Genomic DNA, 14,653 nt, shown 5'->3' with positions numbered 1-14,653 from the left:
CAAGCGCATCGGGAGGCGTCATGAGATCCGGGATGGCCTGGTTCGCGGCGGTGATTCTCGTCGTCAGCGGATGGCTGGTGGTACCCGCTGTCGCCGGGGCGCAGAACGTCGCATTCGTGACGATGAACCGGATTCTCGAGGATTCGCCGCAGGCCGAAGAGGCCATGCGCGAACTGGAGCGCGAGTTCTCGCCGCGCGATTCGGAGCTGGTGGCGGAGCGTGAGGAGCTGCAGCGGCTGCGTGACCGGCTGGAACGTGACGGGGACCTGATGAACCCATCGGAACGGGCGGACCTGGAGCGGGAGTTCTCGCAACGTTCGCGCGAATTCCGGCGGGCGCAGGAGAGCTTCAGCGAAGACCTGAACGTACGCCGCAACGAGGAGCTGGCCAAACTGCAGCGACGGATCAACGATGCCATCGTCGATCTCGCCCGGGAACGCGACATCGATCTGATCCTGACCGAGCGCAACGTGCTGTATGCCAGCGACCGGATCGACATCACGGACGACATCCTTGCCACAATGCAGCGAGACTGACGGCGGGTATTCGGCCCGCGAGCTGGCCGAGGCGCTGGGCGGGCAGCTCACGGGAGATGGCCAACGCCGCTTCACCGGGTTGAGCCCGCTGGCCACCGCGGGCCCCTGCGATCTGAGTTTTGTGACGGACGCCGGGCGTCATGCCGAGGCCCTGGCGGCGAGTGCCGCGGGTGTGGTCCTGGTGCCGGAGGCCGCGGGCCTGCAAGCGACGTCTTCCCGAACCCTGATCCACCTGGATGATGTCTATCTGGGCTATGCGCGAGCGAGTCAGTGCCTGGGCAGGCCGCGTCGGGCACGGCCTGCGGGTGTCCATCCGGGTGCGTTTGTCGATCCCGAGTCGTCGGTTTCTCCCGACGCATTCGTGGGACCTGGGGCGGTGATCGGGGCAGGGGCTTCGGTGGGGCGCCAGAGCGTCGTGGAGGCGCACTGCGTGGTGGGCGAGGGGGTGACGGTGGGGGCCGATACCTTCCTGCACCCCCGGGTGACCCTGCTCGAAGGGGTCGAGGTGGGGGATCGCTGCATCCTGCACAGTGGTTGCGTGATCGGGGCCGATGGCTTCGGATTCGCCCCCGCGGGCGACCAGGGTTGGGAGAAGATCGAACAGCTGGGCCATGTCGTGATCGGTTCCGATGTGGAAATCGGAGCGAACACGACCATCGATCGCGGGGCGTTGCGCGCAACGCGGATCGGGAGGGGTGTAAAGATCGACAACCTAGTTCATGTTGCCCATAACGTCGAGATTGGCGACCATACAGCCATTGCCGGCTGTGTGGGGATCGCGGGCAGTGCCCGGATCGGCGCGCATTGTGCAATCGGGGGCGGCGCCGGGATCCTGGGTCACCTGTCCATTGTGGATCACGTCACCATTCACGCGATGACCCTGGTCACGCGCTCCATTACGCGGCCGGGTCACTACGCCTCTGGAGTCCCGCATCAAGAGGCCCGGTTGTGGAATCGCATGCTGGCCCGACTGCGCCGTCTGGCGCGTTAGGCGATCGAGGGGCGATCGATCGGCCCTGGTAGTAACTGGCCTTGCCGCGTGTGGGGAGGCCGAGTCGAACGTCGTATTGCACGTCCCGCGCAGCGGTCCGGATGCGGCACAACAAGATCAAGAGAAAGGACACCGGCGTGGATGACTTTAATGTCCAGGAGATCATGCGCTACCTGCCGCATCGTTACCCGTTCCTGATGGTGGATCGGGTGCTGGAGTGGGAGGCGGGCAGCTATCTGACGGGGATCAAGAACGTCAGCATCAACGAACCGTATTTCCAGGGGCACTTCCCGATCAAGCCGGTGATGCCCGGGGTTCTGATCCTCGAGGCCCTGGCACAGGCCACCGGCCTGCTTGCGTTCAAGACCGAAGAGGCGCGTAACGAGAACCAGGACAAGCAGCAGTTGTACCTGTTTGTCGGGATCGACGAGGCGCGCTTCCGGCGCCAGGTGGTACCCGGGGATCAACTCCACCTGCGGGTGGATCTGAAGCGTACGGTGCGGGGCATCTGGCGCTTCGACGCGGTCGCGAAGGTGGGCGACGACGTGTGCGCGACGGCGCAGCTCATGTGTTCCGGTCAGGAAATCCCGGCGTGATCGATCCGCGCGCGGACGTCCACCCCAGCGCCGAGATCGACAGCTCGGTGACGATCGGGCCGTTCTCGGTCATCGGTGCCAATGTGAAGATCGGCGCGGATACCTGGGTGGGCCCGCATGTGGTGATCAACGGACCGACCGAGATCGGGCGGGAAAACCGAATCTTTCAGTTCTCCTCGATCGGGGAGGAGCCTCAGGACACCAGCTATCGGGGTGAACCCACGCGGCTGATCATCGGCGATCGCAACGTGATTCGGGAGTCGGTAACGCTGCACCGCGGAACCGAGAAGGGGCTGGGTGAGACGGTCATCGGGCACGATAACCTGATCATGGCGTATGTCCACATCGCGCACGACTGCACCATCGGGAACGGCATCATCTTCTCCAATGCCACTTCGCTTGCCGGACACGTGGAGATCCAGGATCACGCAACGCTGGGTGGTTTCACCCTGGTGCATCAGTTCTGTCGCGTGGGTACCTACGCCTTCACCAGCATGGGTGCGGCGCTGAACCGTGACCTCCCGCCGTATTGCCTGGCGAGCGGCAACTATGCGCGGCTGATCGGGATCAACAAGGTTGGCCTCAAGCGCAACGGTTTCTCCAATGACGCCATCCAGGCGCTCCACCGGGTATTCATCCAGGGAATGCGTGGACGCGCCGGACGCGAGAGTCATCTGGACGCCATGTTCGAGGAGACCGAGGTGCCCGAGGTGCGCAACCTGATCGCATTCGTGCGCGGCAGTCGCCGCGGTATCCTGCGCGGCGGTCGTCCGCACTGACGCAGTCGCCGCGGGACAGGACCCTGCGTGCTGCCCAAGCGTTTGCTCCCCAAACGAACCGTCGCCCTTAAATCGGCTTCTCGCCGTCCCTTAGTTGGCCGTGGTGCAGGAGTTCGTGCGCCATTTCGGCCACGCGGCGGTCGGCTCCACCATTGCCCAGGCGAACGCGCACCTGCGCCAGGCGATCACGCATCGCTTCCAGGGCCTCGGGCCGGTCGATGAGATCCGCGGCATCGCGCGCCAGACGTTCGGCGGTGGCATCGTGTTGCAGGTACTCGGGCACCAGGCGCTCGCCGCCCACGATATTGACCAGGGCGATATTCTCGACCCGTACGAGCCGCGAGAAGACCGCGTGGCTCAGGGCCCCCATGCGGTAGAAGACCAGCATGGGGGCCCTGAGCAGACCGGCCTCCAGGGTTGCGGTGCCGGACGCAATCAGCAGCAGGTCGGCCCCGGCCATCAGGGAATGGGTTCCTGCGTCCCCGCCCACGAAATGCAGGGGCAGGCCGTCAGACGCGGCTAGGGCCCCCAAGTGTTCGGTGGTGACTCCCGGCGCCATGGAGGCCACGAACTGGATGTCCGGGTGCGATACGTGGAGGCGGCGGGCGGTGTCCACGAGCATGGGCCAGTGGCGCTTCAGTTCGCCGTTGCGGCTGCCGGGGAGAAGACCGACCAGGCGCGTATTGGCCGCGAGGCCAAGCTGTTCGCGAATCGGCTGTTTGGGCGGCTGCACCCGGTCCACAAGCGGGTTTCCGACATAGCGTACTGGCACCCCGGCCTTCTCGTAGACGTCGGTCTCGAAGGGAAAAAGTACCGCCATCGCGTCCACGCTGCGCTGGATGCGCTTGATCCGGCCCGAACGCCACGCCCACAGTTGCGGGCTGACATAGAACAGCACGCGGATACCGAGGCGGCGGGCGTGGGCAGCCAGGCGCAGGTTGAACTCCACGTAGTCCACCAGGACCAGCAGGTCCGGGCGGTGGGTCTCCAAATGCTGGCACATGCGCCGGAACAGCCGGCGCAGGCGCGGGTAGTTGACCAGCACATCGACCAGGCCCACCACGGCCAGTTCGGAGACGTCGATCAGGGTGTCGACCCCGGCGGCGCGCATCTGCGTCCCGCCCATGCCCGTGTAGCGGAGACCGGGCTCCAGTGCCGAGAGTTCGTGGACCAGCCCCGCCCCGAGTGCGTCACCGGAGCTCTCGCCGGCGCAGATCACGACATGCTGCGTCATGACCGGTTGAGGCCCCCTGTGTAAGCGATGTGGCGTGGCGTCACGCGAGGGCGGCGCGGATCTTCCCGCAGATCATGTCGATGGTCGCATCCTCGAGTTCCGGGAACACCGGCAGGGACAGACAGCGCGCGGCGACGTCTTCGGTGACGGGCAGCGATTCCGGCCGGTTCGGGAGATCGGCGAAGGCCTTTTGCTGATGCAGGGGTACCGGGTAGTAGATCGCGCAGGCCACGTCCGCAGCCTTGAGGGCCTCCATGATCGCGTCGCGATGATCGGTCAGCAGCGTGTACTGGTGGTAGACGTGGACCCCGATGCCGTCCTCGAACGGCACTTCGACCGGCAGCCCGGCCAGGCCATCGCGATAACGTGCCGCCACCCGGCGGCGTTCGGCGTTGTAGGTGTCGATATGCGGCAGCTTCACCCGCAGGATCGCCGCCTGCATCTCGTCCAGGCGGCTGTTGTAGCCGATCTCGTCGTGGTAGTAGCGCACGCTGGAACCGTGGTTGCGCAATCGGCGCAAGGTATCGGCGGCAGACGGGCAGTTGGTGGTCACCAGACCCCCGTCGCCGAAGGCCCCGAGGTTCTTGCTGGGGAAGAACGAAAAACAGCCGAAGGCGGTGGCCGCGCCGGTCTGTACGCCATCGACCGTCGCGCCGAAGGACTGTGCGCAATCCTCGACGATCAACACCTTGTGTTTCTCGGCGATGGCCTGCAGGCGCGGCATGTCGGCCGGCTGGCCGAACAGGTGGACCGGCAGGATCGCGCGGGTGCGCTCGGTGATGGCCGCCTCGACCTGGTCCGGGTCGATGTTGAAGGTCCGCGGGTCGATGTCCACGAATACCGGGTCGGCCCCGACATAACGGATGGCTTCGGCGGTGGCAATGAAGGTAAACGGGGTGGTGATGACCTCGTCGCCCGGGCCGATGTCGGCCGCGGCCAGCGCCAGATGCAGGGCATCCGTGCCGGAGGCACAGGTGATCGCGTGTTCCACGCCCAGGTACTCGGCGAGCTCCTGCTCCAGGGTCTGCACGTTGGGGCCGAGGATAAAGCGCGCACCGGCAAGCACCTCCTGTAGCGCGGCATCGATTTCGGGGCGCAGGGTCTGGTACTGGCGCTGCAGGTCGACCATCGGGATCACGGCTTGACTCCTTCGAGGTGGCTGTGCGGACCGTCGGCCCGGCTCATGATGTTCAGGTTCTCGTAGACCAGGTCGGTGATGCGGCTGGCCGTCTCCAGGGCGCGCTGGCCGTCGCGGCCACTGACCACGACCGGTCCCTGACCGCGCACGGCGGCCACGAAGGCCTGGATCTCGGCCAGCAGGGCGTCGGCCTCGTCGAAGACACTCTCCGTCCGGTGAATCGCAGGGGCTCCCGTCTCCGGATCGGGTTCGCCAATGTGGTTCAGCGACAGGATGCGGTTCTGGAAGTCCACCGAGGCGTAGGCATGTGACTGGAAGATGCGCATGCGGCGCTCGGACTTGGTGCTGATGCGACTGGATGTCACGTTGGCTACGCAGCCGTCCGCGAATTCCAGTCGGGCATTGGCGATGTCGATGTCGCCGGTCAGCACGCGGGCGCCGGAGGCGCGAATGTCGGTCAGCGGGGCATCCACCAGCGACAGGATGATGTCGATGTCGTGGATCATCAGATCGAGCACGACCGACACGTCGGTGGCGCGCGGCTTGTAGGGCGCCAGGCGGTGCGACTCGATAAACCGCGGGTGCAACGGGGTCTCGGTCAGTCGGCGTAGCGCGGCATTGAAGCGTTCCAGGTGCCCGACCTGGAGGACGACGCCCTGTTGCTCGGCGATCTGGTTCAGCGTCTCGGCCTGCTCCAGGGTGGCGGTAATCGGCTTCTCGACCAGGACATGACAACCGGCCTCGAGGAAGTCCCGGGCGATGTCGAAGTGCAGGGTGGTCGGCGCGGCGATGGAGACCGCATCGACCTGACCGATCAGGGCGCGATGGTCGGTCTCCGCGCGGCAGCCGTGCTCCGCCGCGACGCGGCTGGCGGTTTCGGAATCGGCATCGACCACGGCAACCAGTTCGGTGTCCGGCAGCGCGGCGTATTTGGCGGCATGCCATTTGCCAAGATGGCCCACGCCGATAGCGGCGCAGCGTAACGGAGATTGGGACATGAGTAGGCTCGGATCCGGAGGGGGTGTGCTAGGATTTTCGGCGCTATTGTAACGGATCCCCGGCGCGGCGCATGTTCGCGTTCGGGCGATTGCCCGCAGTTCACCGTGGTGGAGACTCCATGTCCGATTTAGAGGCAGCGCAGCGCTACGTCGCCGGCGTGGACGAAGTGGGGCGCGGGCCGCTGGCCGGGCCGGTCGTGGCGGCCGCCGTCATCCTGCCGGAAGGCTACACCTGCCCCGGCTTGACCGACTCCAAGAAGCTCAGCGCGAAACGCCGCGAGACGCTGGACGTGCAGATCCGTGCCGACGCGCTGGCATGGTCGCTGGGCCGGGCCGAGGCGGCGGAGATCGATGAACTGAACATCCATCATGCGACGCTGCTCGCCATGCAGCGAGCGGCGGCCGGGCTCGCCATCGCGCCGGCACATCTGCTGGTGGACGGGCGCTTCACACCGCAGGGTCCCTGGACTGCCGAGGCGATCGTCGGCGGGGATGGCTCGGTGGCTGCGATCAGCGCCGCCTCCATCGTCGCGAAGGTGGCGCGCGACGGCTGGTTGCGCGATCTGCATCACGACTACCCCGATTACGGCTTCGATCGCCATTCCGGCTACCCCACGGTGGCGCATCGCGAGGCCCTGGAACGGTTGGGGCCGTGCCCGCAACACCGCCGTAGTTTCGGCCCGGTAGCGCGTGCGCTGGCGGCCCGTGAACAGGAGATGGGGGCATGAGCGAAGGCCATCCCGGTTTCGTACACCTGCGGGTGCATTCGGAGTATTCCCTGATCGACGGGCTGGTCCGCCTCAAGCCACTGGTGAACGCGGTGGTCGAGGGCGGGATGCCGGCCGTCGCGGTAACCGATCACTGCAACCTGTTTGGGCTGGTGAAGTTCTACCGTGCCGCGATCGCAAAGGGTGTGCAGCCCATCATCGGTGCGGACGTTCTGGTGCGCGATGCCCGCGCCGACGGCAGCCTGGCGCGCATGACCCTGCTGGCGCAGAACGATCCGGGTTACCGCAATCTGACGCGGCTGATCTCGCGCGCCTGGCAGGAAGGCCAGGAAAAGGGCATTCCGCGGGTGGACTGCGCCTGGCTGGATGCGGCCGCCGAGGGCCTGATCGCATTGTCTGGCGGGATCGACGGGTTATTCGTGAACGGTTCGGGGGCTGCGCGCGCGCTGTTGGCCGAGGATCTCGAGCCGTGGATGCAGCGCTTCCCGGGTCGCTTCTATCTGGAACTGGTGCGTAGCGACCGCCCGGGCGAAGAGGCCTGGATCGAACAGGCGCTGGCCGCGGCCGAGGCCTTCGATCTGCCGGTGGTGGCCACCAATGATGTTCGCTTCCTGCGGCCCGAGGACTTCGAGGCCCACGAGGCGCGCGTCTGCATCCATGACGGCGTGACCCTGGACGACCCGCGACGCCCGCGCCGTTACTCGGAGGCGCAGTATCTGCGTACACCCGAGGAGATGGCGGAGCGGTTCGCGGATATCCCCGAGGCCCTGGCCAACAGTGTGGCGATCGCGCGGCGCTGTTCGGTGAGCCTGACCCTGGGCGAGTCGGTCCTGCCGGACTTCCCGGTTCCCGAGGGCTATACGGTCGAAGACCATCTGCGCGAGACCTCGGCGCAGGGGTTGGCGGGGCGCCTGGAGCGCTTCTGCTTCGCGCCGGCGGCGGATTACGAGGCGCGCTTGCAGCGCGAGCTGGATGTGATCTGCCAGATGGGTTTCCCCGGGTACTTCCTGATCGTGGCGGACTTCATCCAGTGGGCCAAGGACAATGGCATCCCCGTGGGCCCGGGTCGTGGCTCCGGTGCGGGTTCTCTGGTGGCCTATGCGCTGGGCATTACCGACCTGGATCCATTGCGTTACGATCTTCTATTCGAGCGATTTCTCAACCCTGAACGTGTCTCCATGCCCGACTTCGATGTCGACTTCTGCATGGAGCGACGCGACGACGTGATCGACTACGTCGCCGAGCGCTACGGGCGCGACAAGGTCTCGCAGATCATCACCCACGGCACCATGGCCGCCAAGGCGGTGGTGCGCGACGTCGGGCGTGTGCTGGGCCATGGCTACGGTTTCGTCGACCGCATTGCCAAGCTGATCCCGTTTGAGCTGGGCATGACCCTGCAAAAGGCCCTGACCGAGAGCGCGGACCTCAAGACGCAGTACGACGAAGACGAGGAGGTGCGCGCGATCATCGATCTCGCGCAGAAACTCGAGGGCCTCACCCGGAACGCGGGCAAGCATGCCGGCGGGGTGGTGATTGCGCCGTCCGCACTGACGGATTTCTCCCCGCTGTACTGCGAGGACGACGGCGGCTCGCTGGTGACCCACTTCGACAAGGATGACGTCGAGGCGGTCGGCCTGGTGAAGTTCGACTTCCTCGGTCTGCGCACGCTCACCATCATCGACTGGGCGGTGGACAACATCCGCAAGATGGATGCCGCGGTACAGGTCGATCTCGACGCCATCCCGCTGGATGATCCCGAGACCTTCCGGCTGCTGAAGGACTATCAGACCACCGCCGTGTTCCAGCTGGAATCCGGTGGCATGAAGGACCTGATCCGCCGCCTGCAGCCGGACAGCTTCGAGGAGATCATCGCGCTGGTGGCGCTCTACCGCCCGGGCCCGCTGCAGTCGGGCATGGTGGACGACTTCATCGACCGCAAGCATGGTCGTGCCCAGGTGGAATATCCGCATCCGGATCTGGAACCCATTCTCCAGCCCACCTACGGCGTGATCCTGTATCAGGAGCAGGTGATGCAGATCGCCCAGGTGCTGGGCAATTACACCCTGGGTGGTGCGGATCTGTTGCGCCGCGCGATGGGCAAGAAGAAGCCCGAGGAGATGGCCAAGCAACGCGAGATCTTCCTCGAGGGTGCACTGGGGCGCGGTGTGGATGAAGGGGTTGCGACCTACATCTTCGACCTGATGGAGAAATTCGCGGGCTACGGCTTCAACAAGTCGCACTCCGCGGCCTATGCCCTGGTTGCCTACCAGACCGCCTGGCTCAAGGCGCATTATCCGGCGCCGTTCATGGCGGCGGTGCTGTCCGCGGACATGGACAACACCGACAAGGTGGTGGGGCTGATCGAGGAATGCCGCAATATGGGCCTGGAGGTCCTGCCGCCGGACGTCAATCAGTCGGACTACCGCTTTACCTGCCACGACGCGCAGACCGTGGTCTACGGCCTGGGCGCGATCAAGGGCGTTGGGGAGTCGGCCATCGACACCCTGCTCAAGGCGCGCGGCGAGGGCGGTGAATTCCACGGGCTGGTGGACCTGTGCCAGCGGGTGGATCTCGGCAAGCTGAACAAGCGTGTGCTGGAGACGCTGGTGCGCGCCGGCGCGATGGATCGGATCGGCGCCAACCGTGCGACGCTGCTGAACGACATCCCGATGGCGGTCGCGGCAGCCGAACAGAGCGAGCGCAATGCCAATCTGGGTGTGGTGGACCTGTTCGGGGATCCGGCTGCGGCCGTGATCCCGGATAGTGCGACCCTGGCCGAGATGGAGGACGACGATCGTCTGCGCGGCGAGAAGGACACCCTGGGGCTTTATCTGACCGGCCACCCGGTGGAGCGCTACCGCGCCGAGATGCTGCGCCTGACCGGCACCACGCTGCAGGCGCTGGAGGCCAAGCTGGAGGATCGCCCGGACGAGCCCCAGGGCCAGAAATGGCGGGGCAAGCAGGAAACCGTGCGCATCGCCGGTCTGATCGTCGGGGTGCGAGTGCGCAACACGCAGAGCGGGCGCATGGGCATCGTCACCCTGGACGACCGCAGCGGGCGGGCCGAGGTAGTGTTGTTCAACGACGACTTCACTACCTACAAGGACCGCCTGGAGCCGGATGCCCTGCTGGTCGCGGAGGGTACGGTCACGCTTGACGACTATGCCGGCGGGATCCGTATGCGGGCCCGTACCGTGTACAGCCTGGACGAAGCGCGGGTCCAGTGGGCCCGCGCGCTGCACCTGTGCCTGGAAGGGGTGGTTCCCGAGCAGGTGGCCCATTTGCGCGGGCTGATGGAGCCGCATCGTGAGGGGCCTTGCCGCGTGCACCTGTGCTATCGCCGTGACGGGCTGGAGGCGGATATCAGCCTGCCGGAGGGATGGACCATCCGCCCGGACGAGCGGCTGTTGCGCGGCATTCAGCAGTCGTTGGGTCCGGGTTGCGAGGCCGAGGTGCTCTACGGCCGGTAGGTGGAGCAAGGCATCACCGGTCCGGGAGCGGGGATCGCCGCAATTGGTTACAATTCGCGTCCTTCGTCGGTATCCACAACCAAGTCTTCGGGACCCTGCATGAATCCGGACTTTCTCGACTTCGAACAGCCCATTGCCGAACTGGAAGCGAAGATCCGCGATCTGCGTTATGTCGGCGACGATGCCGAGGTCAACATCCAGGAAGAGATCCAGCGCCTGGAAGGCAAGTGCCGGTCGTTGACCGAGAGCATCTTCGCCAAGCTGACCCCGTGGCAGGTCTCGCAGATGTCGCGGCATCCGCGGCGACCCTACACCCTTGATTACATTCCCGACTTGTTCGACGAGTTCGAGGAACTGCATGGCGACCGGGCGTTTGGCGACGACCCGGCGATCGTGGGCGGCGTGGCGCGCCTGGACGGACGGCCGGTGATGCTGATCGGGCACCAGAAGGGACGCCAGACCCGCGACAAGGTCTACCGCAACTTTGGCATGCCGCGTCCGGAGGGCTACCGCAAGGCCCTGCGCTTGATGGAGATGGCCGAGCGCTTTCGCATGCCCGTGCTCACCTTCATCGACACGCCGGGTGCCTACCCGGGGGTCGGGGCGGAAGAACGTGGCCAGAGCGAGGCGATCGCGCGCAACCTGCGAGTGATGGCGCGCCTCGACACGCCGATCATCGCCACGGTGATCGGCGAAGGCGGCTCCGGTGGGGCCCTCGCGATCGGGGTGGGCGACGCCACCCTGATGTTGCAGTACTCGACCTACTCGGTGATTTCGCCGGAGGGCTGTGCCTCCATCCTCTGGAAGAGCGCCGAAAAGGCCTCGGAGGCCGCGGAGGCCCTGGGCATCACATCGGAACGGCTGCGCGAGCTGGGGCTGGTGGACCGCATCGTGCCGGAACCCCTGGGCGGTGCCCACCGCGACCCCGACACCATGTCCTCCAGTCTGCGCGCCGCGCTTCTGGAAACCCTGGACGGCCTGGAAGGGCTGGACCCGGGCAAGCGCCTGGAGCGGCGCTATCGCCGGCTGATGGATTACGGTGCCTTCCAGGAAGCCGCTTCCTGATCCCGGTGCCGGGGCGCTCGATCCTGTAGCCGCGGCGCTGCGGGACTTCCTCCAGGCGCATCCCGGCTATCGCCAGGTGCGCATCGCCTTCAGCGGCGGTCTCGACTCGACCGTGCTGCTCCACGCCGCGGTGCGCCTGGGTATCCCCAACCTCGAGGCCATGCACGTGGATCATCGCCTGCGTCCGGACTCCGGCGAGCAGGTCGAGCACTGCCGCGCCTTTGCACAGGCACTGAACTGCCCGTTCCGGCTCCGTACCCTCGGCTCACTCGACACCCGTGCCCTCGGCGTGGAGGCCGCGGCGCGCGAGGCACGCTATGCGATGCTGCGCGAAGGGCTGGACGCTACGGGCATCATCCTGGCCGCGCAGCATGCGGACGATCAGGCAGAAACGTTCCTGCTGGCCGCCCTGCGCGGCAGCGGGCCCGAAGGGCTGCAGGCGATGCGGCCGCTGCGCCGCGAGGGCGAGACCTGGCTGGGGCGACCCTTGCTGGGCCTGCCCCGCGAGGCACTGGCCGCGTTGGCGGAGCAGGAGGGCCTCGACTGGTATGACGATCCCAGCAATCAAGATCCCCGATTCGACCGCAATTTCCTGCGCCAGTCGGTGCTGCCCTTGTTGCGGGAGCGATTTGATGGCGCGGCCGGGCTGGCGCGCGCTGCTGCCTGGCAGCAGGAGGCGGTCGGCCAGCTCCGTCAGCATTTCGGCGAGCTTCTGGAAGAAGTGCGGGATCCGCTGACCGGCAGCCTGGACCTTCAGGGTTTGCGCGGGCTCGACGCGGATAACCAGCGTGGCCTGCTACGGTACTGGCTGCGCGAGCAGGGCCTTCGGCCGCCCGGCCACGACCGCCTGGGTGAATTCCTGCGCCAGGTCCTCGTGGACAACCCCGAGGCCTCCCCCGCCGTGGAATGGGGTGGCGGATGGATGCGGCGTTATCGCGATCAGCTGCACGCCGGGCCGAAGGAGGAGGCTGCGGGTCCGCCGCCCGAACAGCCCTGGCCGGCCGGTCAGCCGGAACTGATTCTGGCAGACGGGCGCCGCCTGACCCGGGAGATGCTGCCGCGGCTCGGCGTTGACCGCGAGGCCGCCCTCACCGTTAGCTATCGAAGCGGGGGCGAGGTGGTCGCCACCCCCGCCGGGCGCCGATCCCTGAAAAAGCTGATGCAGGAGCGCGGGATCGCCCCCTGGGAACGCAACCGGGTTCCGCTTTTGTGTCAGCTGGATGGAGCGATTGTGGCGGTGCTCTGGCCCGGGTTGGTTCACGCTGGGAGTTGACGCGCCTGTCCAAATCGGACAATTCTTGGGTCGTATTCAGGGGTGCGGGTGAGCGGTACGTGACAGGTTTCGCGGCACAATGCGGACGACGTACGGGCATGGGGGTGCTGGCGGCCGGGATGTTGCTGGCCGCGCCTCTGGCCGCGGACTCGCTGATGCTCACGACCGAGAGCTACCCCCCGTTCAATTTCGAGACGGAAACCGGCGAGCTGGACGGGATCTCCATCCGGGTGATGGATGCCCTGCTGGATGTCGCCCAGGTGGACGCCGAGATCCGCCTGCTGCCGTGGAGTCGGGCCTACGCCGAGGCTCAGTCGGACCCTGGTACCTGCGTCTTTTCCACCACGCGCACCTCCGAACGTGAAGACCTGTTCACCTGGGTCGGTCCTCTCGTGGAAAACCAGTGGCATGCGTTCGTGCTGGAGGGGTCCGATGTGGACGCGCAGTCTCTGGAGGATCTGGAACGCTACCGCGTCGGGGGCTATCGAGACGATGCCGTGGCGCTCTTCGTTGAGGGCCGGGGCATCCCCGTGGATACCGCACCGAATGACCGGCTGAATGCGCGCAAGCTTGCGGCCAACCGGATCGATGTATGGGTCAGCGGTGAACATCTGGCCCCGTGGTATGCCCGTCAGGAGGGTATCGGTGAACTCCGGTCCCTGTTCGCCTTCAACGATACTGTGATGTCCCTGGCCTGCCACCCGGAAACCGCGCGAGCCCCGCTGGATCGCATGCAGGAGGAACTGGATGCGATGCGTGCGGACGGGCGCTATGCGGCCATCGTGGAGGATGTCCTGGACAGCAATGGAGAGCGCAATGACTGACGCAGCCGAGGCCCGGACGGAATCGTCGGCCCTGATCGCCGAGGAGGTGCTGGGCTTTCAGCGCAACATGACGCGGCGCGGCATCATCTTTTCGTTCACTGGCTACATTTCCGAGGGCATCCTGAAGGCCCTGGGGGATGCACTGCGGCAGAAAATCCGACTGGAGTCCACCGATACGAAGACCGTGAACCGCGTCTTTTCGGTATTCGTGGAACAGGTGCAGAACGTGATTCGTTATTCGGCGGAGCGTATCGAGCACGACGCGGAGCCCCCCGTCGAGCTGAGCTCCGGGATGATTACCGTCGGGTCGGAAAACGGCCGCTTCTTCGTCATTTGCGGCAACGTGATCGGGCGCAAGGATGCCGACACCCTGGCCGTGCGCCTGCGTGAGCTCGCGGGCATGGACAGCGATGAGTTGCGCCGCTTTTACAAGGAAAAGCTGCGGGAACCACCGGACGAAGGCAGCAAGGGTGGCAGCATCGGCCTGATCGAGATCGCACGCCGGGCAAGCGAGCCCATCCAGTTCGACTTTCAGCATCTCTCCGATGCGCAATCCTATTTTGTCCTGAAGGCCTATATCTGATGGCAGTCGTCGAGACCATTGAACACAAGGCAACCGACCGCACCCCGGCCGTCGTTTTCGATTTCGCGGCGGGGCAGTACCGGCTGTCCGGCGAGTCGTATCCGGAAGATGCCGCGAACTTCTACGGCCCGCTGACTCAGGGGTTGCGGCAGGCGATCGAGGACCGGGCCAGCGACGAGGTGGAGTTCACCGTGGAAATGATCTACTTCAACAGTTCGACTGCGAAGGCCTTGATGAACATGTTCCAGATCCTGGAAGAGGGCGCCGAGTCGGGTCTGAAGGTGCGGATCAACTGGTGTTACCACGATGACGACGAGACCATGGAGGAGTTCGGTGAGGACTTCTCCGAGGATTTCGAACACGCTGACTATCGAATGTGTCCGCTGACATGAAGGCCCCCTCCCGAGAGGACCCGATGAATCCTGCTACCCGGCCACG

Annotated in this window: 14 protein-coding genes; 11 read left to right on the top strand and 3 right to left on the bottom strand. The window is 66.0% G+C overall.

Features of this window, described 5'->3' with window-relative positions; translation table 11 throughout:
• Positions 1-32: 32 nt before the first annotated feature.
• The 4 genes from F792_RS0112330 (at position 33) to lpxA (ending at position 2,902) form a co-directional block, all read left to right on the top strand.
• Positions 33-536 carry an OmpH family outer membrane protein gene (locus F792_RS0112330; protein WP_018145581.1) on the top strand — a complete coding sequence of 168 codons (504 nt, stop codon included), beginning with the start codon at positions 33-35 and terminating at the stop codon, positions 534-536.
• Positions 514-1,527 (top strand): UDP-3-O-(3-hydroxymyristoyl)glucosamine N-acyltransferase, encoded by a 1,014-nt coding sequence (gene lpxD, locus F792_RS0112325; RefSeq protein ID WP_018169863.1) that lies wholly within the window; start codon positions 514-516, stop codon positions 1,525-1,527. The genes F792_RS0112330 and lpxD overlap by 23 nt, the downstream gene beginning before the upstream one ends.
• A gap of 101 nt (positions 1,528-1,628) precedes the next feature.
• The gene (gene fabZ, locus F792_RS0112320) at positions 1,629-2,123 is read left to right on the top strand and encodes a 3-hydroxyacyl-ACP dehydratase FabZ (RefSeq protein WP_018145583.1); all 495 of its coding nucleotides are present in this window, start codon (positions 1,629-1,631) and stop codon (positions 2,121-2,123) included.
• Positions 2,120-2,902 carry an acyl-ACP--UDP-N-acetylglucosamine O-acyltransferase gene (gene lpxA / locus F792_RS0112315; RefSeq protein WP_018169862.1) on the top strand — a complete coding sequence of 261 codons (783 nt, stop codon included), beginning with the start codon at positions 2,120-2,122 and terminating at the stop codon, positions 2,900-2,902. Before fabZ ends, lpxA begins: the two co-directional genes overlap by 4 nt.
• A 67-nt stretch (positions 2,903-2,969) precedes the next feature.
• Here the strand turns inward: lpxA and lpxB are convergent, their stop codons facing one another.
• Genes lpxB through F792_RS0112300 form a run of 3 tightly spaced genes read right to left on the bottom strand, consistent with a single transcriptional unit; the run spans position 2,970 to position 6,272 of the window.
• Positions 2,970-4,136 carry a lipid-A-disaccharide synthase gene (gene lpxB, locus F792_RS0112310; RefSeq protein WP_018169861.1) on the bottom strand — a complete coding sequence of 389 codons (1,167 nt, stop codon included), beginning with the start codon at positions 4,134-4,136 and terminating at the stop codon, positions 2,970-2,972.
• Positions 4,137-4,176: 40 nt separating this feature from the next.
• Entirely contained in the window at positions 4,177-5,274 is a 1,098-nt protein-coding gene (locus F792_RS0112305) for a DegT/DnrJ/EryC1/StrS aminotransferase family protein (RefSeq protein WP_018169860.1), read from the bottom strand.
• Positions 5,271-6,272 carry a Gfo/Idh/MocA family protein gene (locus tag F792_RS0112300; protein ID WP_018169859.1) on the bottom strand — a complete coding sequence of 334 codons (1,002 nt, stop codon included), beginning with the start codon at positions 6,270-6,272 and terminating at the stop codon, positions 5,271-5,273. The genes F792_RS0112305 and F792_RS0112300 overlap by 4 nt, the downstream gene beginning before the upstream one ends.
• Before the next feature lie 119 nt (positions 6,273-6,391).
• Here F792_RS0112300 and rnhB point away from each other — a divergent pair, with 119 nt between their 5' ends.
• The 7 genes from rnhB (at position 6,392) to F792_RS0112265 (ending at position 14,607) form a co-directional block, all read left to right on the top strand.
• Entirely contained in the window at positions 6,392-7,000 is a 609-nt protein-coding gene (rnhB, locus tag F792_RS0112295; RefSeq protein ID WP_018145588.1) for a ribonuclease HII, read from the top strand.
• Complete coding sequence (dnaE, locus tag F792_RS0112290; protein WP_018169858.1) at positions 6,997-10,470, top strand: DNA polymerase III subunit alpha; 3,474 nt, start codon at positions 6,997-6,999, stop codon at positions 10,468-10,470. The genes rnhB and dnaE overlap by 4 nt, the downstream gene beginning before the upstream one ends.
• 99 nt (positions 10,471-10,569) lie before the next feature.
• On the top strand, positions 10,570-11,535 hold the full coding sequence (locus tag F792_RS0112285) for an acetyl-CoA carboxylase carboxyltransferase subunit alpha (protein WP_018145590.1): 966 nt from the start codon (positions 10,570-10,572) through the stop codon (positions 11,533-11,535).
• A gap of 76 nt (positions 11,536-11,611) precedes the next feature.
• Positions 11,612-12,808 carry a tRNA lysidine(34) synthetase TilS gene (gene tilS / locus F792_RS0112280; RefSeq protein WP_018169857.1) on the top strand — a complete coding sequence of 399 codons (1,197 nt, stop codon included), beginning with the start codon at positions 11,612-11,614 and terminating at the stop codon, positions 12,806-12,808.
• Positions 12,809-12,906: 98 nt separating this feature from the next.
• Complete coding sequence (locus tag F792_RS0112275; RefSeq protein WP_018169856.1) at positions 12,907-13,632, top strand: ABC transporter substrate-binding protein; 726 nt, start codon at positions 12,907-12,909, stop codon at positions 13,630-13,632.
• Complete coding sequence (locus F792_RS0112270) at positions 13,625-14,215, top strand: SiaB family protein kinase (protein WP_018145593.1); 591 nt, start codon at positions 13,625-13,627, stop codon at positions 14,213-14,215. The genes F792_RS0112275 and F792_RS0112270 overlap by 8 nt, the downstream gene beginning before the upstream one ends.
• Positions 14,215-14,607 (top strand): DUF1987 domain-containing protein, encoded by a 393-nt coding sequence (locus F792_RS0112265; RefSeq protein WP_018169855.1) that lies wholly within the window; start codon positions 14,215-14,217, stop codon positions 14,605-14,607. Before F792_RS0112270 ends, F792_RS0112265 begins: the two co-directional genes overlap by 1 nt.
• The last annotated feature ends 46 nt before the right edge of the window (positions 14,608-14,653 follow it).

Origin of the sequence: Thioalkalivibrio sp. ALMg9 (genome assembly GCF_000380625.1) — a bacterium.
Classification (GTDB): domain Bacteria; phylum Pseudomonadota; class Gammaproteobacteria; order Ectothiorhodospirales; family Ectothiorhodospiraceae; genus Thioalkalivibrio; species Thioalkalivibrio versutus.
Note: the sequence above shows the minus strand (reverse complement) of the source record. Positions and strands in the feature narration are given on the sequence as shown.